This is a genomic window from Acidimicrobiales bacterium (genome assembly GCA_016716005.1).
GTDB lineage: Bacteria > Actinomycetota > Acidimicrobiia > Acidimicrobiales > JADJXE01 > JADJXE01.
In genome coordinates, this window is record JADJXE010000001.1 from 2,364,042 (window position 1) to 2,388,710 (window position 24,669).

At 75.9% G+C, this 24,669-nt stretch carries 27 protein-coding genes, 1 pseudogene and 1 riboswitch; of the genes and pseudogenes, 19 read left to right on the top strand and 9 right to left on the bottom strand.

All coding sequences use genetic code 11. The features are described from left to right. The first annotated feature begins 60 nt into the window (after window positions 1-60). From IPM45_11655 to IPM45_11685, 7 genes and pseudogenes are all read left to right on the top strand, one after another. Window positions 61-393, top strand: coding sequence for a helix-turn-helix transcriptional regulator (locus IPM45_11655; protein ID MBK9180195.1), 333 nt, complete (start codon window positions 61-63; stop codon window positions 391-393). Beyond that, window positions 390-2,003 carry a Gfo/Idh/MocA family oxidoreductase gene (locus IPM45_11660; protein MBK9180196.1) on the top strand — a complete coding sequence of 538 codons (1,614 nt, stop codon included), beginning with the start codon at window positions 390-392 and terminating at the stop codon, window positions 2,001-2,003. Before IPM45_11655 ends, IPM45_11660 begins: the two co-directional genes overlap by 4 nt. A 10-nt stretch (window positions 2,004-2,013) precedes the next feature. Then, complete coding sequence (locus IPM45_11665) at window positions 2,014-2,943, top strand: Gfo/Idh/MocA family oxidoreductase (protein ID MBK9180197.1); 930 nt, start codon at window positions 2,014-2,016, stop codon at window positions 2,941-2,943. Further along, window positions 2,940-3,818, top strand: coding sequence for an alpha/beta hydrolase (locus IPM45_11670; protein MBK9180198.1), 879 nt, complete (start codon window positions 2,940-2,942; stop codon window positions 3,816-3,818). The genes IPM45_11665 and IPM45_11670 overlap by 4 nt, the downstream gene beginning before the upstream one ends. A 10-nt stretch (window positions 3,819-3,828) precedes the next feature. After that, entirely contained in the window at window positions 3,829-5,118 is a 1,290-nt protein-coding gene (locus IPM45_11675; protein ID MBK9180199.1) for a hypothetical protein, read from the top strand. A gap of 48 nt (window positions 5,119-5,166) precedes the next feature. Beyond that, on the top strand, window positions 5,167-5,361 hold the full coding sequence (locus IPM45_11680) for a ferredoxin (protein MBK9180200.1): 195 nt from the start codon (window positions 5,167-5,169) through the stop codon (window positions 5,359-5,361). A 12-nt stretch (window positions 5,362-5,373) separates the two neighbouring features. Next, window positions 5,374-6,622, top strand: a pseudogene (locus IPM45_11685) (cytochrome P450). Window positions 6,623-6,636: 14 nt separating this feature from the next. On the opposite strand, the gene IPM45_11690 reads toward IPM45_11685, so the two are convergent. The 3 genes from IPM45_11690 to IPM45_11700 are packed head-to-tail and all read right to left on the bottom strand — an operon-like array spanning window position 6,637 to window position 9,265. Continuing rightward, complete coding sequence (locus IPM45_11690; protein MBK9180201.1) at window positions 6,637-7,482, bottom strand: metal ABC transporter permease; 846 nt, start codon at window positions 7,480-7,482, stop codon at window positions 6,637-6,639. Next, window positions 7,479-8,306, bottom strand: coding sequence for a metal ABC transporter ATP-binding protein (locus IPM45_11695; GenBank protein MBK9180202.1), 828 nt, complete (start codon window positions 8,304-8,306; stop codon window positions 7,479-7,481). Before IPM45_11695 ends, IPM45_11690 begins: the two co-directional genes overlap by 4 nt. Further along, window positions 8,303-9,265, bottom strand: coding sequence for a zinc ABC transporter substrate-binding protein (locus tag IPM45_11700; protein MBK9180203.1), 963 nt, complete (start codon window positions 9,263-9,265; stop codon window positions 8,303-8,305). Before IPM45_11700 ends, IPM45_11695 begins: the two co-directional genes overlap by 4 nt. A gap of 227 nt (window positions 9,266-9,492) precedes the next feature. On the opposite strand from IPM45_11700, the gene IPM45_11705 reads away from it, so the two are divergent. The 11 genes from IPM45_11705 to cobD all read left to right on the top strand — a co-directional run bounded on the left by IPM45_11705 (window position 9,493) and on the right by cobD (window position 18,746). After that, window positions 9,493-9,942, top strand: coding sequence for a transcriptional repressor (locus tag IPM45_11705; GenBank protein MBK9180204.1), 450 nt, complete (start codon window positions 9,493-9,495; stop codon window positions 9,940-9,942). 86 nt (window positions 9,943-10,028) lie between these two features. Beyond that, window positions 10,029-10,895, top strand: coding sequence for an aminotransferase class I/II-fold pyridoxal phosphate-dependent enzyme (locus IPM45_11710; protein ID MBK9180205.1), 867 nt, complete (start codon window positions 10,029-10,031; stop codon window positions 10,893-10,895). A 203-nt stretch (window positions 10,896-11,098) separates the two neighbouring features. Continuing rightward, a riboswitch (cobalamin riboswitch) is annotated at window positions 11,099-11,158 on the top strand. A gap of 106 nt (window positions 11,159-11,264) precedes the next feature. Further along, the gene (locus IPM45_11715; protein MBK9180206.1) at window positions 11,265-12,254 is read left to right on the top strand and encodes an ABC transporter substrate-binding protein; all 990 of its coding nucleotides are present in this window, start codon (window positions 11,265-11,267) and stop codon (window positions 12,252-12,254) included. Window positions 12,255-12,376: 122 nt separating this feature from the next. Further along, window positions 12,377-13,423, top strand: a complete 1,047-nt coding sequence (locus IPM45_11720) for an iron ABC transporter permease (GenBank protein MBK9180207.1) — start codon at window positions 12,377-12,379, stop codon at window positions 13,421-13,423. Continuing rightward, complete coding sequence (locus tag IPM45_11725; protein ID MBK9180208.1) at window positions 13,420-14,241, top strand: ABC transporter ATP-binding protein; 822 nt, start codon at window positions 13,420-13,422, stop codon at window positions 14,239-14,241. The genes IPM45_11720 and IPM45_11725 overlap by 4 nt, the downstream gene beginning before the upstream one ends. Next, entirely contained in the window at window positions 14,238-14,825 is a 588-nt protein-coding gene (gene cobO, locus IPM45_11730; protein MBK9180209.1) for a cob(I)yrinic acid a,c-diamide adenosyltransferase, read from the top strand. Before IPM45_11725 ends, cobO begins: the two co-directional genes overlap by 4 nt. Beyond that, entirely contained in the window at window positions 14,822-15,886 is a 1,065-nt protein-coding gene (cobT, locus tag IPM45_11735) for a nicotinate-nucleotide--dimethylbenzimidazole phosphoribosyltransferase (protein MBK9180210.1), read from the top strand. Before cobO ends, cobT begins: the two co-directional genes overlap by 4 nt. A 2-nt stretch (window positions 15,887-15,888) precedes the next feature. After that, window positions 15,889-16,566, top strand: coding sequence for an adenosylcobinamide amidohydrolase (locus IPM45_11740; protein MBK9180211.1), 678 nt, complete (start codon window positions 15,889-15,891; stop codon window positions 16,564-16,566). After that, the gene (locus tag IPM45_11745) at window positions 16,563-17,051 is read left to right on the top strand and encodes a bifunctional adenosylcobinamide kinase/adenosylcobinamide-phosphate guanylyltransferase (GenBank protein MBK9180212.1); all 489 of its coding nucleotides are present in this window, start codon (window positions 16,563-16,565) and stop codon (window positions 17,049-17,051) included. Before IPM45_11740 ends, IPM45_11745 begins: the two co-directional genes overlap by 4 nt. Before the next feature lie 7 nt (window positions 17,052-17,058). Then, the gene (locus IPM45_11750) at window positions 17,059-17,787 is read left to right on the top strand and encodes an adenosylcobinamide-GDP ribazoletransferase (protein MBK9180213.1); all 729 of its coding nucleotides are present in this window, start codon (window positions 17,059-17,061) and stop codon (window positions 17,785-17,787) included. Between the two features lie 17 nt (window positions 17,788-17,804). Next, entirely contained in the window at window positions 17,805-18,746 is a 942-nt protein-coding gene (cobD, locus tag IPM45_11755) for a cobalamin biosynthesis protein CobD (protein MBK9180214.1), read from the top strand. On the opposite strand, the gene IPM45_11760 is transcribed toward cobD, so the two are convergent. The 5 genes from IPM45_11760 to IPM45_11780 all read right to left on the bottom strand — a co-directional run bounded on the left by IPM45_11760 (window position 18,709) and on the right by IPM45_11780 (window position 23,187). Continuing rightward, window positions 18,709-19,278, bottom strand: a complete 570-nt coding sequence (locus tag IPM45_11760) for a DUF308 domain-containing protein (protein ID MBK9180215.1) — start codon at window positions 19,276-19,278, stop codon at window positions 18,709-18,711. The genes cobD and IPM45_11760 overlap by 38 nt on opposite strands. A gap of 81 nt (window positions 19,279-19,359) precedes the next feature. After that, window positions 19,360-20,757, bottom strand: coding sequence for a DUF2252 domain-containing protein (locus IPM45_11765; GenBank protein MBK9180216.1), 1,398 nt, complete (start codon window positions 20,755-20,757; stop codon window positions 19,360-19,362). Between the two features lies 1 nt (window position 20,758). Continuing rightward, window positions 20,759-21,331, bottom strand: coding sequence for a hypothetical protein (locus IPM45_11770; GenBank protein MBK9180217.1), 573 nt, complete (start codon window positions 21,329-21,331; stop codon window positions 20,759-20,761). Between the two features lie 127 nt (window positions 21,332-21,458). Beyond that, window positions 21,459-22,808: a 1-acyl-sn-glycerol-3-phosphate acyltransferase gene (locus IPM45_11775; protein MBK9180218.1), complete on the bottom strand. Its 1,350-nt coding sequence runs from the start codon at window positions 22,806-22,808 to the stop codon at window positions 21,459-21,461. Between the two features lie 13 nt (window positions 22,809-22,821). Continuing rightward, window positions 22,822-23,187, bottom strand: coding sequence for an SHOCT domain-containing protein (locus tag IPM45_11780; protein MBK9180219.1), 366 nt, complete (start codon window positions 23,185-23,187; stop codon window positions 22,822-22,824). 61 nt (window positions 23,188-23,248) lie between these two features. Here IPM45_11780 and IPM45_11785 point away from each other — a divergent pair, with 61 nt between their 5' ends. Beyond that, the gene (locus IPM45_11785; protein ID MBK9180220.1) at window positions 23,249-23,914 is read left to right on the top strand and encodes a hypothetical protein; all 666 of its coding nucleotides are present in this window, start codon (window positions 23,249-23,251) and stop codon (window positions 23,912-23,914) included. Window positions 23,915-23,936: 22 nt separating this feature from the next. Here the strand turns inward: IPM45_11785 and IPM45_11790 are convergent, their stop codons facing one another. Further along, complete coding sequence (locus IPM45_11790; GenBank protein ID MBK9180221.1) at window positions 23,937-24,611, bottom strand: GntR family transcriptional regulator; 675 nt, start codon at window positions 24,609-24,611, stop codon at window positions 23,937-23,939. Between the last annotated feature and the right edge of the window lie 58 nt (window positions 24,612-24,669).

Sequence of the window (24,669 nt, forward strand, 5' to 3'; positions counted from 1 at the left end):
AGTGGGCCGTGCCCCCGGCCCGCTCGTATGCTCAACGATGTGCGCAAGCATGCAGTCTTCATGCTCGACGGCGAGCAGGTCGACGACGCCGCCCTGGTGTTCCGCCTGCTCGGCGAGCCCACCCGGTTGCGCATCGTGTGGGCGCTGCGGCGCGCCCCGGCGTCGGTGGGCGAGCTGGCCGAAGCGGCCGGCGCCCAGCTGGCGGCCACCTCCCAGCACCTGGCCAAGCTGCGGATGGCCGGTCTGGTGCGGGCGCACCGGCAGGGCACCCGGGTGATCTACGAACTCGAGAGCGACCACGTGGGCGAGCTGCTGGAGCAGGCCCTCTCGCACCTCGCCCACCGGGAGCCGACGGCCGGCCGGGCCGGGGGCTCGGGAGGCGAGGGCCGGTGAGCACGCTCGACCTCGACGTCGGCGTCGAGCTGGGCCCCGGCCCCGGCCCCGGCCCCTTCCCCGGCCCCGGCTCCCCGGTCGACGCCCTCGCCGGTGCCCGGGTCGTGCGCTGGGCCCGCCCCGAGTTGGCCGACGACCGCACCGTGGCTGCGGTGGAGCAGGCCGTGCGGCGGGGGGCGCGCGTGCTCGCGGGGCCGGCGCCCCCGGGGTCGCCGGCCGCGGCCCTGCTCGGCACCGCCGCGGGCGAGGTGCTGCCCGACACCGAGTGGTTCGTCACCCTCGGCGCCCACCCCGCCGCCGCCAGGCTCCCGCTCGAGCCCAGGGTCACCGCGGTCCTGTCGACCCTGACGGTGCATGCGCCGGAGGCGACGGTGGTGGCCACCACCAGCGTCCGGTTCGCCCACCGCCCCACCGTCGTCGAGCGGCCGCTCGGGGCCGGCGCGGTGGTGACGTGCGGCTACGGCCCGCTCGAGCGCGCCCTCGCCGACCCCGATCTCGGTCGCCTGCTGCGCCGACTCCTGCGGCCGCCGCGGCCGCCCCGGGCACCCCTCGGCGTGGGCATCGTGGGCTACGGGCCCTACGGCGGGATGGGGCTGGTGCACGGCCTGGCCGTCCGCGACACCGACGGACTCGACCTGGTGGCCGTGTGCGACGCCAGCGACGAGCGGCGCAAGGCGGCCGAGGCCGAGCTGCCGGGCGTGCGCACCACCGCGGACGCGTCCGAGCTGGCGGCCGACGTCGACGCCGACGTCGTGATCGTGGCCACGCCGCCGGTGAGCCACGCGTCGATCGCCCTCGACCTGCTGCGCGCCGGCAAGCACGTGGTGCTCGAGAAGCCGATGTGCCTCCGCCTGGACGACGCCGACCGGCTGCTGGCCGAGGCCGCCGCGGCCGGCAGGATGCTCACCGTCCACCAGTCCCGCCGGTGGGACACCGACTTCCTGGCGCTGCGCCGGGCCGTCGAGAGGGGCTCGCTCGGCCAGGTGTTCAACATCGAGACCTTCGTCGGCGGGTTCGAGCACCCCTGCCGGGCCTGGCACTCCGAGGCCTCCGTGTCGGGTGGGGCGGTCTACGACTGGGGCTCCCACCACGTCGACTGGATCCTGCTGCTGCACGGCGGGCGACCCGCCCGCGTGTGGTGCACCGGCCACAAGCGGGTGTGGCACGACGTCTCCAACCTCGACCAGGTGACCGTTCGGCTGCAGTGGCCCGACGGCCGCGAGGCCACGTTCGTGCAGAGCGACGTCGCCGCCGTGCGCCGCCCCAAGTTCTACGTGCAGGGAACCGAGGGGACCCTGGAGGGCCACTACCGGCCGTTGCGGTTCGAGCGCCTGGAACCGGGCCGGGGCTACGTCGACGAGCGGCCGCACCACGCCGAGGCACCGGTGGAGCTGCGCCTGGTGCGCCACGAGGCGGGCTACGGGCTCGTCGAGCAGTGGCTCCCACCCGTGGCGCATCCGGGCCCCGCGTTCCATCGGAACCTCGCCGACCACCTGCTGCTGGGCGAGCCCCTCGCCGTGGCGCCCTCGGAGGCCAGGGACGTCGTCGCCGTGCTCCAGGCCGCCCAGCGATCCTCCGACGAGGGCGGTCGCGCCGTCGAGCCGGGCTGACGGGCGCACGGTGGCACGGCTCGAACCCGTCGGCATCGGGGTGCTGGGGGCCCGGTCGTCCGTCGCCAGCCGGGCCGTCCTGCCGGCGATCCACGACAGCGACCGCTGCCGGCTGGTGGCGGCCGGGTCGCGGGCAGGTCCCACGTCGTACGACGACGTCCTGGCCGACCCGGCCGTGGAGGCGGTCTACCTGGCCCTTCCCAACGGGCTGCACCGGCCGTGGGCCGAGCGAGCCGCCGGCGCCGGCAAGCACGTGCTGTGCGAGAAGCCGCTGGCGCCCACGGCTGCCGATGCCGAGACGATGGCCGCGGCGTGCCGGGTCGCGGGGGTGCTGCTGGCCGAGGCCTACATGACCCCCTTCCACCCCAGGGCCGCCAGGTTGGTGCAGCTGGCCCGCGACGGCGACCTCGGGCGGATCACCGCGGCGCGGGGCAGCTTCACGTTCCCGATCGGCACCGGCGACGGCTACCGGTGGGACCCGGCCCAGGGCGGCGGCGCGCTGCTCGACGTGGGCGTCTACTGCCTGGCCCCGATCCTCGAGGTGATCGACCGCCCACCGGTCGCGGTCGCGGCGAGCGCCGACCGGACGTCGGCGGGGGTCGACCGCACCTTCTCGGCCTGGCTCGACTTCGGCGGGGGGGCCACGGCCACGGTGCTGTGCTCGTTCGACCTGCCCGAGCGGCAGCTGCTCGAGCTCGTCGGGAGCGAGGCCAGCCTCGCTCCCGACCGGGCCTTCACCCCCGGACCGGGTGAGGACCGGCTCTGGCTCCGCCGCCGGGACGGGGGCATCACCGAGCTGGTCACGGGCGGGGCAGACCCCTACCGGGGCATGGTCGACGCCTTCGCGGCGGCCGTGCGGGGCGAGGTCGCGTGGCCCCGGCCGGTCGAACGCTCGATCGAGCTGCTGGCGCTGCTCGATCGCCTGCGGGACGCGGCGTGAGCGTCACCGCCTCGTCGGTCGACGTGGCCGTGGCTCCCGGGATCGGGCTGCGCGTGCTCCGCTGGTCGCCGAGCGAACCCGCGGCGTGGCCGTCGTTCGTGCTGGTGCACGGCCTGGCCTCGAACGCCCGCCTGTGGGACGGCGTGGCCGAGCGGCTCGCCGCGGCCGGCCACGACGTGGCGGCGGTCGACCTTCGGGGTCACGGCCGGTCCTCGAAGCCCGACGGCGGGTACGACCTGGCCACGGTGGTCGACGACCTGGCTGCCCTGCTCCGAACCGGCTGGTGGGGCCGCCCGTTCGTGGCCGGGCAGTCGTGGGGAGGCAACGTCGTGCTCGAGCTGGCCTGGCGCCACCGCGACCTGGTGGCCGGCGTCGCCTGCGTCGACGGTGGCACGATCGACCTGCAGCGGCGGTTCGCCACGTGGGACGAGTGCGCGCTCACCCTGGCCCCACCCACGATCGAGGGCACGCCCGTGACGGTGCTCGAGGGCTGGATCAGGGACGCCCACCCGGACTGGCCGGAGAGCGGCATCCAGGGGGCGCTCGCCTGCTTCGAGGTGCGCCGCGACGGCACGGTCGCCCCGTGGCTCACCTTCGAGCGGCACCTGCAGGTGCTCCACGGCCTCTGGGGCCACCGGCCCCAGGAGCGTGTCGCCGAGGTCCAGGTGCCGGTGCTGCTGCTGCCGGCCGACACCGGTGATCCGGCCTCGACCGACGACAAGCGCCGGTCGGTCGAGGCCGCGGCCTCGGCCCTGCCCAGGGGGCGCGTCCACTGGTTCTCGCCGGCCGACCACGACGTGCACGCGCAGTACCCCGCCGAGGTCGCCGAGGTGTTGCGGGCCGCGGCCACCGACCCCGCCTTCGTCGGGCGCTGACACCGAGCCCATGGCCCTCCCCCGCCTCCTCACGATCATGGGCTCCGGCGAGACGGCGCCCACGATGGTCAAGGTGCACCGGGGCGTGCTGGACCGGCTCGGTCCCGACCCGGTGCCGGCGCTCGTGCTCGACACCCCCTTCGGCTTCCAGGAGAACGCGGACGACCTGTCGGCCCGTGCCGTCGACTACTTCCGTGACAGCGTCGGGCGCGACCTCGGCGTGGCCGGGCTCCGCCGCACCGAGGGCGCCGACACCGTCGTCGTGGAGGCCGCGCTCGCCCGGGTGCGCGCCGCCCGCTTCGTGTTCGCCGGCCCGGGCAGCCCCAGCTACGCCCTCCGCCAGTGGGCGGGCACGCCCCTGCCCGGGCTGCTGGCCGACAAGCTCGCCCACGGCGGGGCCGTCACCTTCGCCAGCGCCGCCGCCCTCACCCTCGGGCTCCGCACCGTCCCGGTGTACGAGATCTACAAGGTGGGTGCCGACCCGTTCTGGCTCGACGGCCTCGACCTGCTCACCGCCATCGAGCTCCCGGTGGCGGTGATCCCGCACTACGACAACGCCGAGGGCGGCCACCACGACACCCGGTTCTGCTACCTGGGGGAGACACGGCTGGCCGTCATGGAGACGATGCTGCCGGCCGGCGCCTTCGTGCTCGGGGTCGACGAGCACACCGGGGTGGTGCTCGACCTCGACGAGGACACGGCCACGGTGGTGGGGCTCGGCCGGCTCACCCTGCGCCGCCAGGGCCGTTCGGTGGAGATCCCGAGCGGTGAGACGGTGCCCATCGACCTCCTCCGGCGCGCCGGCGAGGGCCGCTCGGCGCGGGTGGCGGGTGAAGCGGCCGGGCCGCCCGAGGTCGGCGGGCGCGGCGCCGACGTCGCGCCCGTCGAGGCCGCGGTGCCGCCGGCGTCGTTGGCCGGGGAGGCCCGCCGGCTCGAGGAGGCGTTCGAGGCCGCGCTGGCCGCGCGCGACGCCACCGCCGCCGTGGCCGCGGTGCTCGACCTCGAGCAGGCGATCGTCGACTGGTCGCGCGACACCCTGCAGAGCGACGAGGCCGACCGCGCCCGGGCTGCGCTCCGCGCCATGGTCGTCCGCCTGGGCGAGGCGGCCCGCTCGGGCCTGCGCGATCCTCGGGAGGTGCTGGCCCCGGTGGTGGGGGCGGCGCTCGCCCTGCGGGCCGCCGTGCGCGCCGAGCGGCGCTACGACCTGTCCGACCTGCTGCGAGACGGCCTGGCCGAGGCGGGGATCGAGGTGCGCGACACTGCCGCCGGCGTGGAGTGGGTCCTGGCCGGCGAGCGCTGAGCCGGCGGCGAGGGCCTACGATCCGTGGCGCCTACCAGGGGAGGTCGGATGAAGGTCTACGTCGATCCCGACAGGTGCCAGGGGCACAACCGTTGCTACGCGATCTCACCGGAGCTGTTCGACGTGGACGACTTCGGGACGGCGTCGGCGAAGAACGACGGCGTGGTGCCGCCCGGGCTCGAGGAGCAGGCCAGGCTGGCCGCCGCGAACTGCCCGGAGTTCGCCATCACGGTCGAGGACTGAGGGGCGGCCGGGATGGCGGATCGGCCTCGGGTGGAGGACTGGGCCACCGACTTCGACCACACCGACCCGGCGTGGGTGGCCGACCCGTTCCCGATCTGGGACGAGCTGCGCCACACCTGCCCGGTCGCCCACTCCGGACGCTACGGGGGCGTGTGGCTGCCCACCCGGCACGACGACATCGCCGCGGTCGCCTACGACACGGAGCACTTCTCCTCGAAGCGGGTGATCGTGAACGAGGTCCGCGACGTCGAGCCGCCGCCCGGCGGCGGGGCGCCGCCCATCACCTCCGACCCGCCGTTCCACGGCCCCGCCCGGCGGGTGTTGCTCCCCGCCTTCTCGCCCAAGGCGATCGACCGCTGGGAGGCGGTCACCCGCACCCTGTGCGGCGAGCTGCTCGACGCCGTGCTCGACCGCGGCGGATGCGACGCCGCCCGCGACTACGCGCAGCACATCCCGGTGTCGGTGATCGCGCGCATGCTGGGCGTGCCCCGCGAGGACGGTGACCGCTTCCGGCACTGGATCCACGTGGCCCTCGAGGAGGTGACCGCGGCACCCGGTGAGCGGGCGCAGACGTTCGCCGAGCTCATCACGTACATCGACGGGGTGATCGACTCGCACCGGCGCACCCCGCAGGACGATCTCGTCGGCTACCTGCTCGAGGCCCAGATCGAGGGCCGACACCTCACCCACGAGCACCTCCGGGGCACCCTCGTGCTCGTGCTCATCGCCGGCATCGACACCACCTGGAGCGCGATCGGCTCGTCGCTGTGGCACCTGGCGCACCCCGGCCGACCGCGCCCGGCTGGTGGCCGACCCGTCCCTGATGGCGACCGCCGTGGAGGAGCTGCTGCGGGCCTACGCGCCGGTCACCATGGCTCGCGTGGTCGCCGAGGAGTGCGAGCTGGGCGGCCGGGTGCTGCAGCCGGGCGACTGGCTCCTGCTGGCGTTCCCGGCCGCGAACCGCGACCCGGAGGCCTTCCCGAGGGCCGACGAGGTCGTCCTCGACCGGGCCGAGAACCGCCATGCCGCCTTCGGCCTGGGCATCCACCGGTGCCTGGGCTCCAACCTGGCCCGCATGGAGCTGCGGGTCGCGCTCGAGGAGTGGCTGCGGCGCGTGCCCGACTTCGAGCTGGCCGACCCCGACGCGGTCACGTGGTCGGCGGGCCAGGTGCGAGGCCCGCGGTCGCTCCCGGTGCGGTTCCTGCAGACCGCTCCCGGGGGGTCGGGCACCACCACGGCAGGGCGCCCTTCCTCGCCCTGAGCGCCGTCCGGCCGTCAGTGCACGTCGGCGACGCTGCCCACGCGGCGCAGCCCGCGGCTGCCGGTGAGGCCGAACACCACCACGAACGCGGATGCCGCCACCAGGATGATCGTGGCACCCGACGACACGTCGATGTGGTAGCTGAGGTTCATCCCGACGAACCCGCAGAGCGCCCCGATGATCGGCGCCAGCACCAGCATCCGGGCGAACGAGTTGGTGAGCATCCGAGCGATCACGGCCGGGGTGACCAGCATGGCCGAGATCAGCAGCACGCCCATCACCTGCATGGTCACCAGGATCGTGACCGCGAGCACGAGCATGAGGAGGGCCTCGACGCGCGCCACGTTCACGCCGGTCGCGCCGGCCACCTCCGGGTCGAAGGTGGAGAACAGCAGCTCGCGATAGGCGAACCACACCACGGCCAGCGACAGGAGCCCGGCCACCAGCACCGCCACCACGTCCTCGGGCCCGACCCCGAGGATGCTCCCGAAGAGGACGGCGTCGATGCTCCGCTGGGCCGACCCGAACACGTTGGCGAGGGCGAGCCCCACGGCGAACGAGGCCGTCGTGATGACCCCGATGGCGGCGTCGGAGCCCACCAGGCCCCGCCGGGCGACCCGGCCGATCAGCAGGGCCGACGCCAGGCCCCAGAGACCGGCTCCGAGGTAGAAGTTCACGCCGATCACCGCGCTGGCGGCGGCGCCCCCGAAGATGGCGTGGGACAGCCCGTGGCCGATGTAGCTGAGGCTCCGCAGGACGACGTACACGCCGATGAGCCCGCAGATCGCCCCGGCCAGCGTGGCCACGATCAGGCCGTTGCGGAAGAACTCGAAGCGGAACGGCTCGAGCAGCGCGCTCACGAGCGCCCTCCGGCCCGCCGGGGGAGGCGCACCACGCGGGCGCCCGCCGGCTCCGCGCCGACCCCGCCGAGCCGGTCGACCACGAGCGGCATGCCGCCGTGCTCGAGCACGTCCATCGGGGCGCCGTAGGTGCGCTCGAGCACGTCCGGGGTGAGCACGTCGACCGGCCGGCCGGCGGCCACGACCTGGCGGTTGAGGCAGACGATGGCCGGCAGGTGCGTGGCCAGACCGTTGAGGTCGTGCGTGGTGAGCACCACGGCGATGCCGTCGTGCTGGAGCCGCTCGAGCACGTGCAGCACGTCGTGGCGGGTGCGGACGTCGACGCCCGAGGTGGGTTCGTCGAGCACGACCAGCTGGGGCCGGCGCACGAGCGCTCGGGCGATGAACACCCGCTGCTGCTGGCCGCCCGACAGCTGGCGGATGTGGCGTCCTCCGAGGCCTCCGATGCCGAGGCGCTCCAGCAGCTCGTCGACGCGCCGGCGCTCGGCGGGCGTCGACCACGGTCGCCACCGCTCGTGCCGGGACGCCATGAGCACGACCTCGGCGGCGGTGATGGGGAAGTTCCAGTTGACGGTCTCCACCTGGGGCACGTAGGCGACGGTGAGGCCCGGGCGCCTCTGCACGGTGCCGGCGACGGGTGTGACCGAGCCGAGCAGGACGCGCAGCAGGGTGGTCTTGCCCGACCCGGACGGGCCGACGATCCCCGTGAACGACCCGGGGTCGATCTCCAGGTCGACGGCGTCGAGCACGGGCGGGCCCCCGTACGTGCAGGTGACGCGCGCCAGGCGCAGCAACGGGCCGGGGGCGGCTGCCCGGGCGCTCACTGCGGATACGTCGCCGTGTCCTCGGCCACGTCGTCGACCGACACCGCCTCGAGCGCGGCCGGGTCGCCACCCAGGGCGCTGACCATGGTGATGTAGTCGAACTGCATCAGGCCGAGCCAGGAGTGCTCCGGGTCGCCGGGCGCACCGGGCAGGTCGTCGTCGCGGAGCACGTCGACGTAGCGCACCCCCGTCTCGTCGCCGATCTGCTGGAGCACCGGGCTGGGGAACACCTCCGAGCCGAAGATGGCGGGCACGCCCGTCTCCTCGACCTGCACGATCAGGTCGGCGATCTCCCGGGGCGTGGGCTCGTCGAAGCTCGAGGGCTGGATCGCGCCGATCACCTCCCAGCCGTACTCGTCGGCGAAGTACGCGTAGGCGTCGTGGTACGTGAGCAGCCGGCGCTGGCCCTCCGGGATGGTGGCGGTGGCCTCGCGGACGGCGGCATCGAGCTCGTCGACCTTGGCCGTGAAGGCCTGGGCGTTGGCCAGGTAGGCCTCGGCGTTGGCCGGGTCCATCCGGGCGAGCACCTCGGCGGCGAGCTCGGCGTAGGCGGCCGCCATGGGCGGGTTGGTCCACAGGTGCGGGTTCGGCTTGCCCCCGTCCTCGGGGAACGAGAAGTCGTAGGCGTACTCCGACTCGGGGAGGATGGCCGTGCCCAGCTCGCAGATCACCGCGCCGTCGGCCAGGTTGGCCTGGGCCAGGTCCTTGGTGGGCTCCTCCAGCACGAGGCCGTTGACGAACACCACGTCGGCCTCGGACAGGGCCGCGGCCGCGCTGGGTGGCGGCTCGAAGGTGTGCGAGTTCGTGCCCTCGGGCACCAGGCCCTGGATCTCCGCCAGGCCGCCGCCCGCCACGTTTGCCACGATGCTCGTGATCGGCGCCACGGTGGTCACCACCTCGAGGGCGCCCCCCTCGACGGGCGTGCCCGACAGGCACGCCTCGCGGGCCTCGGCGGCCAGGTCGGCGCTGTCGGCGGCGGTCGCGGCGTCGCCGCCGGAGCTGCCGCCCTCGTCGTCGCCGCACGCCGTGGCCACGAGGGCGACGGCGACCAGCGCGGCGGCGAGGACCTTCGGGATGTGCACGGGGCGACGCTACTGCGGCTCCGGCGCTATTGCGACGCCGTCGCATCTCCGCCGGCCCGGTCGGCGCCACGGGCCTCCGGGGGCGGCCGGTAACCTCCCCGGCCGTGGCGGCCGACGACCGAGCCCAGCGTGTCCTGGTCGCCCTGCGGCGGCGGGGCGGCCGCGTGACCCCGGCCCGGCGGGCCATGGTGCAGGTGCTCTTCTCGGACGACGACCACGAGCACCTCACCGCCGACCGGGTGGCAGTCCTGGTGCGCGAGCGCCTCCCGAACGTGCACGTCTCCACCGTGTACCGGTTCCTCGAGGTCCTGGAGGGCCTCGGGGTGGTCGATCACGTCCACCTCGGGCACGGTAGGGCCGTCTACCACCTCACCTCGGAGCGCCACGCCCACGTCGTGTGCCAGCGGTGCGGCCGGGTGGTGGAGGTGGACGGGGGGGCGCTCGACGCCCTCTCGGCCCGCCTCGAGGCCGAGCACGGCGTCCGTCTGGTCGCCCAGCACTTCGCCCTCGCCGGCGAGTGCCAGGGCTGCGTCGGCCGCCGCGACGACCCGTGACGGGCTCGGCGCGACCCGGGGGGATCGCGTGGCCGCGGCCCGGGGCCGTACCGCCGCCGGGTCCGCACGGCGACGACGCCGCCGCCGTGGCCGCCGCGCTCGGGGTGCCGGTGGACGCCCTGCTCGACCTGGCCGCCACGAGGAACCCGGTCGCACCCGACGTGGTGCCGGTGCTCCGGCGCCACCTCGACTCGGTGCGCCGCTACCCCCAGCCCCGGGCCGCGACCGCCTCGCTGGCCGCCGCCATGGGCGTGGCCGAGGCGCGGCTCGTGCTCACCAACGGCGGCGCCGAGGCCATCGCCCTGGTGGCCGCCGAGCTGCCCGCCGGGCGGGTCGACGAGCCCGAGTTCGCCCTCTACCGCCGGCACCTCGGCCGGTCCGACGGGGGTGGCCCGCGCTGGCGCTCCAACCCCAACAACCCGACCGGCCGGTTGGCCGCAGCCGACGATCGCGCCGGTGTCTGGGACGAGGCGTTCTACCCGCTGGCCACCGGGAGCTGGACGAGGGGCGACCCGGGCGCGGTCGCGCTGGGCTCGCTCACCAAGCTCTGGGCCTGCCCCGGTCTCCGCCTCGGCTACGTGCTGGCTCCCGACGAGGCCATGGCCGCCCGTCTCGTCGCCCGCCAGCCCTGGTGGTCGGTGGGCTCGCTCGCGCTGGCCGCGACGGCCGACCTGCTGGCCGCGACCGACCTGCCCCGGTGGTCGGCGCGCATCGCCGGCCTGCGAACCGAGCTGGTGGCCGTCCTGCACGGCCACGGGCTGGCGACCGAGCCGTCGTCGGCGCCGTTCCTGCTGGCGCGGGGCGTGCCCGGCCTCCGGGAGCGGCTCGCCCCCTGGGGGGTCCTGGTCCGCGACTGCCGGTCGTTCGGGATGCCCGACGCGGCCCGGCTGGCCGTTCCCGACGAGGCGGGGCTGGAGCGCCTCGACCGGGCGCTGGCCGGCGCCCTGGGCTGAGCGGCTGCGCCGCCGATCCCCACGGCGGCCCTTGCGGTCGGCCTGCTCCGGGGGTGCGCCTGCGGGCCCCGTCACGCGGATCCTGGTGCGCAGGTGGTCGGTGGGCGACCAGGCGCGCACCAGGTCCTGAGGGGACCCGGACGCGACGTTGGTGCCCGCCGCTCGGGACGCGGTACGGTCGGGCCGACGTCGGCAGCAGCGAAGCCGGTGAGACCCCGGCGCTGTCCCGCAACTGTGGTCCCTCCCCTGGAGGGCGAGCCAGGTCGCCTGCTGAGGACGTGACGAGAACCAGCCTTCGAGGAAGGGCTGACTCGCTCGGCAGCCCCCTGTCGTCGAGTGTCCCGATCCCTCGACCGACAGGAGGTGCCCGTGGCCCGCCGATCGCCCGCCGCTCTCGCGGTGGTGCTCCTGGTGGCCCTGCTGGCCACCGCCTGCGGTGGCGACGACGCGGCGCCGGCGTCCACGGGTCCGTCCGACACCGCGGCCGTGGGGGATGGAGGCGCGTTCCCCGTCACCGTGGCGGCCGACAACGGCGACGTCACCATCGAGGCCCGCCCCACGGCGATCGTGTCGCTCTCGCCCAGCCTCACCGAGATGCTGTTCGCGATCGGTGCGGGGCCCCAGGTCGTCGCCGTCGACGATCAGTCGAACCACCCGCCCGAGGCACCCACCACGGACCTGAGCGGGTTCACCCCCAACGTCGAGGCCATCGCCGGCTACGACCCCGACCTGGTCGTGGTCTCCAGCGACGCCGACGGCCTGGTGGCCAGCCTCGACGCGCTGGGCATCCCGGTGCTCCTGTACGACGCGCCCGAGGTGGTCGAGGGCGCCTACGACCAGATCGCCGGCCTCGGCATCGCCACCGGCAACGAGGACGGCGCCGCCGCGGTGACGGCCGGGATGCGCGCCCGCATCGACGAGCTGCTGGCCCAGGTGCCCGTCTTCGAGGTGGCGCCGAGCGTGTACCACGAGCTCGACCCCACCTACTACTCGGTGACCTCCGCGACGTTCATCGGCGACGTGTACCGGATGGCGGGCGTCGACAACATCGCCGACGGGGCCGGCGACGGCTCGGACTACCCCCAACTCTCCGCCGAGTACATCCTCGCCGAGGACCCCGACTTCGTCTTCCTGGCCGATGCCCGGTGCTGCGGCCAGGACACCGCCGCGGTGGCGGCCCGCCCGGGGTGGGGGCAGCTGACGGCCGTGCGCACCGGCGGCGTGGTCGTCCTCGACGACGACATCGCCTCGCGCTGGGGACCGCGGGTGGTCGACCTCCTGGCCGCCGTCGTGGGCGCGGTGAGCGGCGCGTCCCAGCCGGAGCCGGAGCCGGAGCCGGAGCCGGAGCCGGCGTCGTGACGCTGGCCGAGGGTGCGCCCGCCACGCTGCCGCCGGAGCGGCTGGCGGCCCCACCAGGTCGCGGCGCGGCCTCCGTCGCGTCGCACCCCCACCCCGGCCCGGAGGCCCTCCCGCCGGAGCCGCTGCCGACCATCCGCCCCGCCCACGTCGGCTGGCGTTGGTGGGTGGGCGGTGTGGTGGCCGTGCTCGCCGTGTCGGTGGCCGGCGTCACCCTCGGGCCGGTGCGGCTCGCGCCCTCCGCCGTGGGTGCCGAGCTCCTCGATCACCTCCCGCTGCTGTCGATCGACTCCGGGCTGTCGGCGAGGCAGGCCGCCATCGTGTGGGACCTGCGGCTGCCCCGGGTGGTGCTGGGCCTGCTCGTGGGCGCCATGCTGGCCGTGGCCGGGGCGTCGTACCAGGGTGTGTTCCGCAACCCGCTGGCCGACCCGTACCTGCTGGGCGTGGCCGCCGGGGCCGGGCTCGGTGCCACCTTCGCCATCGTCGCGGGTCTCGGCGGCGGCGGCGGCGTGGTCGACCTGGTTCCCCTGATCGCGTTCGGCGGCGCCCTGGTGGCGGTGGCGCTCACCTACGCCCTCGGGGCGTCCGGGGACCGGCTCCGGTCGGCGGCCTCGCTGGTGCTGGCCGGCGTGGCCGTGGCCAGCTTCTTCACCGCGCTGCAGACGTACGTGCAGCAGCGCAACGCCGACACCATCCGCGAGGTCTACTCGTGGATCCTCGGCCGCCTGTCGACCGCCGGCTGGAACGAGGTGCTGGTGCTGGTGCCGTACGTCGCCGTCACGGCCGCCGTGCTGCTGCTGGCGGCCCGGTCGCTCGACGTGCTCGCCGTCGGCGAGGAGGAGGCCGCCGCCCTCGGGCTGCACCCGGTTCGCACGAGGGTGCTCGTGGTGGTGGCCGCGTCGCTGGGCACGGCGGCGGCGGTGTCGGTGAGCGGGCTCATCGGCTTCGTCGGCATCATCGTGCCGCACACGATCCGGCTCCTCGCGGGCTCGAGCCATCGGGTCATCCTCCCCCTGTCGCTGCTCTTCGGCGCGGCGTTCCTCGCGGGCGCCGATCTGCTGGCCCGCACGGTCGTGGCGCCGGCCGAGCTGCCCATCGGGGTGGTCACCGCGTTCTTCGGGGCGCCCTTCTTCGTGCTCGTGCTGCGCACCTCGCGGCGGGTGATCGGATGACGCTGGTGGAGGCGGAGGCCGGGTGGGCGGTGTCGGTCCGCGACCTCACCGTGGAGGTGGGCGGCGCCCGGCTGCTCGACGGGGTCGACCTCCAGGTGGCGCCCGGCCGGTGGGTCGGCGTGGTGGGACCCAACGGTGCCGGCAAGAGCACCCTGCTGCGGGCCATCGCCGGCATCGGCCACGTCACCGCCGGCCAGGTCGAGCTGATCGGCAGGCCCGGCCGAGCCCTGCGGCGGCGGGAGCGGTCCCGCCTGGTCGCCCTGGTGGCCCAGGACCCCGTGGTGCCGCCCGGCCTGACGGTGAGCGACTACGTCCTCCTCGGCCGCACGCCCCACCTGCCCCCGTTCGGCCGGGAGGGCACCGCCGACCTCCGCGCCGTCGAGGACGTGCTGGCCCAGCTCGACCTGCTCCCGCTGGCGTCGCGAACCCTGCACACCCTCTCGGGCGGTGAGCTGCAGCGGGCCGTGCTGGCCCGGGCGCTGGCCCAGCAGGCCCCCGTCCTGCTGCTCGACGAGCCGACGTCGGCTCTCGACGTGGGGCGCCAGCAGGAGGTGCTCGAGCTGGTCGACCGCATGCGCTCGGCCCACGGCCTCGCGGTGGTGTCGACGATGCACGACCTCACCCTCGCCGGGCAGTACGCCGATCGCCTCGTGCTGCTCGAGGGGGGGCGGGTCCACGCCACGGGATCGCCGGCCGAGGTGCTCACCGAGGCCACCCTCGGCCGCTTCTCCGGGGCGCGGGTGCGCGTCGTGCAGATCGACGGGATGTCGGTGGTGGTCCCGGTGCGCAGCCGCGACGGGGAGGTCGGTCGACCGTGACGTCCGACGGCGCCACCGGTGAGCCGCCCGTCGACGACCCCCGCCCCCGCCCTGGCGACCTGCGGACGGCGCCCTCGCTGGTGCTCGTGAACACCGGCGACGGCAAGGGCAAGTCGACGGCGGCGTTCGGCGTGATGCTCCGGGCGCTGGCCCGGGAGTGGCGGGTCGCGGTCGTGCAGTTCCTGAAGTCGGGCGACTGGCAGGTGGGCGAGGAGGCGATGGGCCGCCGCCTGGGGGTCGACTGGTGGTCGCTGGGTGAGGGCTTCACGTGGGACTCCGCCGACCTCACGCGCGACGAGGCCGTGGCCCGCGAGGCGTGGTCGCACGCCCGGAGGCTGATCGAGGCGGGGGAGCACCGCCTGGTCGTGCTGGACGAGCTCACGTACCCCCTGCGCTGGGGTTGGGTCGACACCGCCGAGGTGGTGGCCGTGATCCGCGAGCGGCCGCCGCGGGTGAGCATCGTGGTCACCGGCCGCGACGCGCCCGGCGAGCTGGTCGACGTGGCCGACACCGTCACCGAGATGCGCAGCGTGAAGCACGCCTACGAGCGCGGCATCGCGGCCAAGAGGGGCATCGACTGGTGAGCGCGCCCGGCGCCTTCGCCCGGGCCGCCGCCCAGGTGGGGCCGCTCGACGGGGCCGCGGTGGCCGCGGCGCGGGCCCGGCACGCGTTGCTGGCCAAGCCGCTCGGGTCGCTGGGGCGCCTCGAGGATCTGGGCGCGCAGCTGGCGGGCATCGCCGGGGCCTGCCCGCCGCCGGTGCCCGAGCCGGCCGCCGTGGCCGTGTTCGCGGCCGACCACGGGGTGGCCTGCAGCGGGGTCACGCCGTGGCCGCAGGACGTCACCGGCCGCATGGTCGCGGCCTGCTGCGCCGGCGGCGCGGCCATCTCCGTGCTCGCCCGCCAGGTCGGCGCCCGGCTGGTGGTCGTCGACGTGGGCGTGGCCGGCGACCTGCCGCCGCACCCGCTGCTCGTCGACCGCAAGGTCGCCCGGGGTTCCGCCGACCTCTGCGTGGGGCCCGCTCTCGACGTCGACCAGACGGTGCTGGCCCTCGACGCCGGGGCCGAGACCGCGGCCCGGCTGGTGGCCGACGGCGCCCGCCTGCTGGTCACCGGCGAGATGGGGATCGGCAACACCACGCCGGCGGCCGCGGTGGTGGCGAGCCTCACCGGGGCGGACGCGTCCCGCTGCACCGGACGGGGCACCGGGATCGACGACGCCACCCTCGCCCGCAAGACCGACGTCGTGGTCTCGGCGGTCGCCCGGCTGCCCGAGGGGGCGGGGCCGCTCGAGGTGGTCCGCCGGGTGGGAGGGCTCGACATCGCCGCCCTCGCCGGGTTCGTGGTGGGTGGGGCCGCCCTCGGGGTGCCGGTGGTGGTCGACGGCGTGATCGCCCTGGCCGCCCTGCTCGTCGCCGACGCCCACGTACCCGGCGTCCGCCACCGGGTGGTCGCCGGCCACCGTTCCACCGAGCCCGGTGCGACCGTCGCCCTCGAGCACCTGGGGCTCGTGCCCGTGCTCGACCTCGGGATGCGCCTGGGCGAGGGCACCGGGGCCTGCCTGGCCGTTCCGGTGGTGCAGGCCGCGGCTCGGGTGGTGGGGCAGATGGCGACCCTGGGCGACGCGGGCGTGGTCCCGCCCGGGTGACGGTGCGGCTCGGCGCCCAGCTCCACCGCAGGGTGGAGGCCGGCCGGGAGCTGTGGGCCCTGGCGTGGCGACCGCCGCACCCGCTCCGGGTGGCGTCGACGAGCCTCGTGGGCGGCGGTGTCGGCGAGCGGTCGTGGTTCCTGAACGCGCAGGTGGCCGCCGACTACGGCCGCGTCGACGGGGCCGAGTACCTCCGCCGGCTGGCCTCCGGGTGCGGCGTCGACGAGGGGGGTGAGACGGGGGTCGGCATGCTCACCGCGGTCGACGTCCGCGCCGCCCGCCGCGCGGCCGACGGCGGCGTGGAGGTGGTCGCCACGGTGGGGCTGGGCTGGCCGACCTGGGCGGCGGCGCCCCCTGACGCCGACCCCGGCGTCGGGGGGCCCGGCACGGTGAACGTGTGGGTGGTGGTCCCGGCCGCCCTGTCCGACGCGGCCCTGGTGAACGCCGTCGCCACCGCCACCGAGGCGAAGGTGCAGGCCCTCCACGAGGCAGGGGTGGCGGGCACGGGCACCGCGTCCGACGCGGTGGCGGTGGCCGCCCCGACCGTCGGGGAGGCGGATCCGTTCGGCGGTCCCCGCTCGGCCTGGGGAGCGTGCCTGGCCCGGGCCGTGCACACCGCCGTGCTCGACGGGGCGCGGGCCGACGCGGCCGCAGCCCGAGCCGCGGGGCACCACCGGTGATCGTCCTCGTCCTGGGCGGGGCCCGCTCCGGCAAGTCGGGGGTGGCCGAGGCACTGGCGGGCCGCTGGGGCGAGCCGGTCAGCTACCTGGCGACCGGCTGGGCCGACGACGCCGACATGGCCGAGCGGATCGCCCTCCACCGGGCCCGGCGCCCGCGCTCGTGGACGACGGTGGAGGCGGGCACGGGTCTCGTGGCGGCCCTGCGTGAGGCGGCGGGCACCGCGCTGGTCGACTCGCTGGGCACGTGGCTGGCCGCCACGCCCGAGTTCGCGGTGGACGTCGACGGGCTGTGCCGGGCGCTGACGGCCCGGGCGGGCGACACGGTGCTGGTCAGCGACGAGGTGGGTCTCGGCGTGCACCCCGAGACCGAGGTCGGGCGGCGCTTCCGTGACGCGTTGGGCGAGGTGAACGCGGCCGTGGCCGCGGTGGCCGACGAGGCGGTGCTGGTGGTGGCCGGGCGGGTGCTCCGCCTCGACCGTCCGTGAGGCGCCGGTGAGCCGGCAGCGGCCCTTCCGGTCGGCGGTGGGCCTGCTGACGGTGGTGGGCGGCGCCGCGCCGCCGACCCCGCGGGCCCTGCCGTGGTTCGCGGTGGTCGGCGCCGGCCTGGGCGGGCTGCTCGGGGCGCTGTGGTGGGGCGCGGGCGAGGTGTGGCCGAGCGGCCTGGCCGCGGCGCTGGTGCTGGCGGCCGACCTGGCCCTCACCGGGCTGCTGCACGTCGACGGCCTGGCCGACACGGCCGACGGCCTCCTCCCCCACCTGTCCCGCCCGCGGCGGCTCGAGGTGATGGCCGGGCCGGACGTGGGCGCCTTCGCCATCGGGACGGTGGCCGCGGTGCTGCTGGTGCGGTGGGCCGCGCTCGGTGCGGCGCCGGCCGGGGTCGACGGTGTCGCCCTGCTCGCCGCCCTGTGGTGCGCGGCCCGCACGGCCATGGCCCTGGGGGTTGCCGCCCTGCCGCCGGCGCGCCCCGGTGGGCTGGCCGCCTCGTTCGCGGGCGGCCCGACGGCGGCCAGCGGCGCCGCAGGCCTGCTCCTGGTGGCCGCCGCGGTGGCGGTCGGCGACCCGCCGAGGACGGCCGCGGCCGTGGCGGTGGCGGCGATCGTGGCCGTGGCCGTGCTGTGGTTCGCCCGGTGGCGGCTGGGTGGCGTGACCGGCGACGTGCTGGGGGCGGTCGGGATCCTGTCCGAGACCGCCGGCCTGGTCGCGGCGGCGGCGAGGTGGTGACGGCGCCGGGCTCGGCCCTGGGCGCCGCGGCTGGCATCGCCGTCGACCGGGCGGTGGGGGAGCCACCCGCGGCCGTGCACCCGGTCGCCCTCCTCGGCTCCGTGCTCGGGTGGCTCGAGCGGTCCACGTACCGCGATGCCCGGCTCGCCGGCGTCGTGCACGCCGCCCTGGGCACGGCCCTGGCCGCGGGCGCCGGGGTGGCGCTGCAGCGCGCCCTGGGGCCGGGACCGGCCACGGCGGCGGCCACGGCGGTCGCGGTCGCCGGCCGGATGCTGGGCGACACCGCTCTGGCCGTGGCCGTCGAGCTCGAGCGGGGGGACCTCGACCGGGCCCGCGTCCTGCTGCCGGCGCTCGTCGGGCGGGACCCGAGCGGCCTCGGCGAGGGGGCGATCGCCCGCGCCGTGGTCGAGTCGGTGGCCGAGAACACCGTCGACGCCGTCGTCGCCCCCGCCCTTTGGGGCGCCGTGCTGGGCGCTCCGGGCGCCCTCGGCTACCGGGCCGTCAACACCCTCGACGCCATGGTGGGGCACCGGTCGGCCCGCTACGAGCGGTTCGGCTGGGCCAGCGCCCGCCTCGACGACGCCGCCGGCTGGGTGCCGGCCCGGGTGGCGGCGGCCCTGGTCGCACTGGTCCGACCGGCGTCGGCCGGCGCGGTGTGGGAGGCGGTCCGCAGCGACGCCCGGGCGCACCCCTCTCCCAACGCGGGGGTGGCCGAGGCCGCCTTCGCCGCCGCCCTCGGCCTGCGGCTGGGCGGCGAGAACCGCTACGGCGACCGGGTGGAGGTGCGGGCCACGTTGGGGGAGGGACGACCACCGGCGGCCGCCGACATCGGGCGAGCGGTGGGGCTCTCGGCCGACGTGGGTGCCGCCCTGGCCGGCGCGCTGGTGCTGACCGGCGGCCTCGGCCGGCGGCGCGGTCGGCTCAGGCCGCCAGCTGCTGCTTGGCGCCGCGCAGGGTGAAGGCCGCGATGATGTTCATGATCCCGCGGGCGAGGGCGGTGGCTCCCACCCAGATCACCAGCAGCGCGATCGAGCGGCCCTCGTAGCCGATGGCCCAGAAGGCGATGACGATCTCGGCGATCCCCACGACGAGGGTGAGCCACCACAGGTCGTTCTCCTGCTTGGTGAGGAGCGCGAAGACGACGTCGAACGTGCCCCGGAAGAGCAGGTACCAGGCGACGATGGCGGCCAGCGTGAGGAACGTCTGCTGGGGCCAGGCGAAGGCGACGATGCCGGCGATCAGGCCGATGACCCCCATCAGCGCGTGCAGCCACTTCCAGTCGTCGACCATGGCGGCCTCGAAGAACTCGTTCACCCCGAAGAAGAGGAACATGAACCCGGCGAAGATCGCCACCGCGTACACCGTGGTGAAGTCGAACGACAGCACGACGAACGCGAAGATCAGCCAGGCGATCCCGGCGACGAGGAACAGCCACCAGGCCCTGGCGACCTCCCCCGCGGCCTCGCGGAGATCCTGTTCGCTCGTGCCCATGGCCCACGCCCTCCTCGTCGAGATCCGACGCGCATCCTACGGGGACGGGGCTCGCCGCCGGGGGACCGCGGGACCGACGGTTCAGACGCCGGTCTCGGCCTCCAGGCGACCCGACGACACGGCGGCCTGGAGGGCCTCGTAGTCACGGTCGTTCTGGTCGGCGTAGGCCGCGGCGAAGTCGGCGACGGCGCGGTCGAAGGTGTCGACGGCCTCGGCCTCACCCACGTACCCGGCGATCACCGCCGGGTCGGCCGAGCGGGCGTGGGCGCGGGCCAGCACGGCGCCGCACAGCGCCAGGTAGTCGGCGAGGATCGACGCGCCGAACGTGCTGATCTCGGCGGAGCCCTTCATGTCCCGCAGCTGGCGCACGTAGAAGTCGTGCTCCGGACCGGACGCCCAGCCGAGGAACAGGTCGCTGGCCGCCTGCATGATCTTCTGGCCGGCCACCACGCGGTGGCCCTCGTTGTCCCACGCCGGGGCGGTCGGTGAGTGGGGTGCCAGCACCGAGGTGTCGGCTTCCTTCACCTGCAGGAACAGGGGGTCGCCGTCGGCGCTGCTGAGCAGCACGATGAAGCACCGGGTGCCCACGCTGCCGACGCCCACGACCTTCAGGGCCACGTCCTCGAGCCGGAAGTGGTCGAGCAGCACCCGGCGCTCGTCGGTGAGCGTGGCGCGGTACGCCTCGAGGAAGCGCTCGACCACGTCCTGGTCGACCTCGTCACGGTGGGCGACGAGCGGCGGGTGGTCGGTGATCCGCCGGGTGCCCTCCTCGGTGAGCTCGGTGAGCTTGGGCAGGGCCCGGGCCGAGGTGTTCCGCCGGGCCTTCTGCACGGCCTTGTCGATGCGCTTGCGGTCGGCGGCCTCGCCTCGCTTCGTGGCCGCCGTGTCCAGCAGGGCGGCCACGGCATCGGCGTCGACCCGGAAGTACCAGCGATCCATCAGCGGCATCCGGGCGAGCGCGGCCATCGCGTGCCGATAGCTGCGCACGGCCGAGAGGGCGGCGTCGCGCCCGGCGGCGTCGCCCAGGCCGATGGATCGGGCGGCCACGACGGCGCTGGCCGTGAGCCGCTTGAGGTCCCACTCCCACGGCCCGGCGAGGGTCTCGTCGAAGTCGTTCAGGTCGAACACCAGGTTGCGCTCGGGCGTGGCGAAGGTGCCGAAGTTCGACAGGTGCGCGTCGCCGCAGGCCTGCACGACCAGGCCGGTGTCGGGCGTGGCCGCCAGATCGTGGGCCATCATCGCCGCCGCCCCCCGGTAGTAGGCGAAGGCCGACTCGAGCATGCGCCCGTAGCGGACCGGGAGGAGGCTCTGGAGGCGGGTCCGCCCCTGCTCCTCGAGGACGGCGACGGGGTCGGGGCGATCGGCCGGGGGCGTCCACGTGGCATGGGCCGTACGGGGCACCTGCCGGCGGAGCTCCTTGCCGGCCCCGAACCGCTCGTCGGCGACCGGCCGGTGCTCGGTGGGGCCGGCGCCGGCCACCTCAGCCGCCGCTCCCGACCCCGATGTCCTGGCAGGAGGGGGTGTCGTCGATGGCTTGCCGCAGCTCGCCGCGCGGGTCGAGGCCCTGGAGGCTGCTCCAGGTGTCGGCCACGTTGGTGAGCACCGAGCCGAGGTCGGTGGCGATGGAGCCGAGGCCTTCGGCCAGGTCGGCGACGCCGCCGTCGCTCAGCCCGTCGAAGGTCGCCTTGACGTCGTCGATCGTCGACTGGGTCTCGTCGACGAGGTCCTCGAGGTCCTGCTGGGCCTGCGCGCCGTCGGCGGTGTCCGGCACGCCTGCCTCCTTGACCTGATCCACCAACGTCGTGGTGGCGTCGACCACACCGTCGACCGCGGTCTGGAGGTTGTCGCTGATCGAGCCGCCGGAGAAGTCGCCGAGCTGCTGGACCGATTCGCTGACGGCGCTCTCCCAGTCCTTGATCGACGTGCAGACCTCGTCGGCCCACGCCTCGGCCGATGATGTCTGGCCCGAGCTGTCGTCGTCGTCACCGCAGGCGGTGACCGCGAGGAGCAGGCCGGCGGCGAGGATGGCGGCGAGGGCTCTGCGCAGGACCATGGCACGTCCTTCTCGGGAGGGATCCGGTGGACCGACGACGGTCGTCGCCGCCGACACTACCGGCGGGCGATGGCCGGGCGGCCGCGGCGCGGCCGGCCGCTCGGGACGGCCCCGTCAGGCCGGGACGTCAGGCGGCGGCGTCGGGGCTGGCGGCCAGCGCGGCGTCGACGGCGTCGACCACCGCCGACCGCCGGGCGCGGAGGTCGGCGAGGAGGTCCTGGTGACGGGCCAGGCGCGACGCCGACAGGCGGGCGTTTCGGAACCGCCCGGCGGTCTCCCACCACACCACCGCGGCGTGGCCGCAGGCCGGCCCCCCGACGAACGCCCACCGCCACGGGTGCCGGACCTTGCGCCAGCGGAGCGCCAGCGCCCACGCCAGCCAGGTGAGGGGGAAGGCGACCAGCGACGTGAGCAGGCCGAAGTTGGCCCGGCTCACGGGGGCCATCGGGCGCTTCCAGAGCTGCCGGAGCCCCACCAGGGTGGGGCCGTTCAGGGCGGTGCCGACCCCGGCCGGCGCGGTGAGGGCGACCAGCTTCACCAGCCGGCGGGCGACCGTGTGGCGAAGCTGCGGCAGCCCCTCGCCCGGTGCCACGACGGCGTCGGTGAGGCCCAGCAGGTCGAGCTCGTGGCGGTAGGCGGCGGCGGCGTCGAGCACCGGCCCGCGGACCTCGTCGGGCGCGTGGGTGAGCCGGTTGAGGACCGGCTCGTAGCTGGCCACCGGCACCTCGCGGCGGGGATCGGTGTCGGCCGGGCGCTGCCGCACCGTGGCCGCGAACTCGAGGTCGTTCAGGTCGCGCACGTCGCCCCAGTCGAGGGCGACCGTGCGCAGCGCCTCACGGACGGCGTCGGTGAGGCGGTCGACGGCCCCGCGGTTGTCCTCGCCGGCCGGCTCGCCGTCGGGCGCGAGCGTGCCGATCACGGCGTCGAGGTCGATGGGCTCGCCCACCCGCACCAGCGCCCGCGTGCGGGGCGACGTCTTCTCCTCGTAGACCAGGCCGACCGGCACGATCAGCACCCCGGAGGTGCCGGCCTCGCGGGCGCCCAGCGCGATCCGCGCCGCCCCGGTGTGGAGCCGGCCGATCCGGGGCTCGTCCACGACCGTCCCCTCCGGGAACACCGCGACCGCCCCGCCCCGGGCCAGCACCCGGTGGCACTCGGCGAACGTGCTGCGGTTGCCGGCGGTGGCGCCGTCGTCGGCGCGGTACACGGGCACCGCGCCGGCCAGGTCGAGGGCCAGCCCCACCGGCTTGGCCTTCCACAGGGTCGACTTGGCCAGGAAGCGCAGGGGCCGGGGCGACGTGGCGTAGAGCAGGGCCGGGTCGACGAACCCGTTGGCGTGGGTCGCCACGACCACCAGGGGGGCGTCGCGCAGCAGCTGGTGGACGCCGCGGACCTCGCGGTCGCGGAACCAGCCGCGCATGGCCAGGTCGGCGACGACCCGGATCGTGCGCTGGGCGGTGTCGAGGGCGGTGGGCACGGCGGTCGGCGGCCTACTGCTGCGAGAGCAGCTTGCTCTTGGCCTGCTCCCACTCGTCGTCGGTGAGCTTTCCCCGGTCGTGCAGCTCCGAGAGCCTGTGCAGGTGGTCGGCCATGATCGAGGCGTCGTAGGCCTCCTGCGAGCCCGCCATGGCCCGCTTCTCCTCGGGCGTGGTGGCCACCGGGCGCACCAGCAGGTAGACGAGCGTCCCGAAGAAGGGCACGAGCAGCACGGCCAGCACCCAGACGGCCTTCCCGGCGCCGGGAAGGTCCTGGCGCCCGAAGATGTCGACGAGGGCGAAGATCCACAGCATCAGCAGGGGCACCCAGATGACGAGCAGCCAGAACACGTCCCAGAAGTCGATCGAGGCGAGGACCATGGTTGGCGCTCCCGTGGCGGCGGACGAGGCGGAACGGTAGCCGGGGCGCGAGGATGCCGGCGTGGGCGTGCTGGCATCGGCCGTCGTGAACCTCGTCCTGCTGGTGGCCATCGCAGCGCTCGTCGTCGGTGGCGTCGCCGGGTTCCGCTACGCGGTGCGGGCCAACCGCAGGGGCCCGAGCGGCGCCGGGGGCGAGCGGATCGACCCCTTCGCTGTGGGCGAGCCCTGGCGGCGCTACGTGGCCGACGCCCTCCAGGCCCGCACCCGCTTCGGCGACGCGGTGGCGGGCGTGCGGTCCGGCCCCGTGCGCGACCGGCTGGTGGAGGTGCAGCGACGCCTCGAAGAGGGGGTGCGGGAGTGCTGGGCCGTGGCCCGCCGGGGTGCCCAGCTCGACCGCGCCCGCGACGCGGTGCAGGCCGACGCGGCGCGCGCCGAGCTCGTCCGGCTCGAGTCCGGCGAGGTGCTCGACGCGGATCCGGCACGCGTCGAGGCCCTGCGGGGCCGGGTGGCGTCGTTCGACCGGCTCACGACCGTGGAGCAGGACTCGCTGGCCAAGCTCCGCGTGCTCCAGGCTCGCCTCGACGAGGTGGTCGCCCGGGGGATCGAGCTGTCGATGCGCACCGACGACGTGGATGCGGCCGCCAGCCTCGGCGGCGAGGTCGACGACGTGGTGCTCGAGCTGGAGGCCCTCCGCCAGGCCCTCGAGGAGACGGGGGCCGGCGGCTGAGCGCGTCGGCGAGCCGAGCGCCTCAGCGACCGGCGCGCCGCGCCTCCCGCACCGTGTCGACGGTGTGGCGCAGGTGCTCCTCGAGCGCCCCGGCGGCGGCGTCGGCGTCGCCGGCGAGCGCGGCCGCGAGGAGGGCCTCGTGCTCGGCGTGGGCGTCGCGCGCCGGGCCCCGCCCGGGGCCCAGCGCGGCGGAGAGCACCTGGTACCGGAGCGAGTGGTCGGCCAGCAGGGAGGTGAGGCGCAGCAGCCACTGCGAGGGGCAGCGCGCCAGGAGGGCTCGGTGGAAGTCGCGGTGGGCCTCGGCCACGGTGACCACGTCGGGCGCGGTGCGCCCGGCCCGCTCCATCTCGTCGAAGGCGGCGCGGATCTCGGCGCGGTGGTCGGCGTCGCTGCGGGCGAGGGACTGGCGCAGCGCCATGGGGTCGAGCAGCCGCCGCAGCTCGTAGATCTCCTCGGCGTCGGCGGCCGACACCTGGGCCACCCGCGCCCCGCGGTGCGGCTCGAGGTCGACCAGGCCCTGTCCGGCGAGGCGCTGGAAGGCCTCCCGCAGGGGCGTCGCGCTCACCGCCCATCGGTCGGAGAGGGTGGTGGCCACGAGCTTCTCGCCCGGCTGGAGCTCGCCCCGGAGGATGGCGTCCTTCAGTCGTCGGTCCACCCAGTCGGCTCGGGTGGCGGGTCCACCGTCCTCGGTCGTCACGGCTCCATCGTCGCGCCGGGCGACGGGACTCGGGGGCCCTTGACCGCAAAGTCTATAG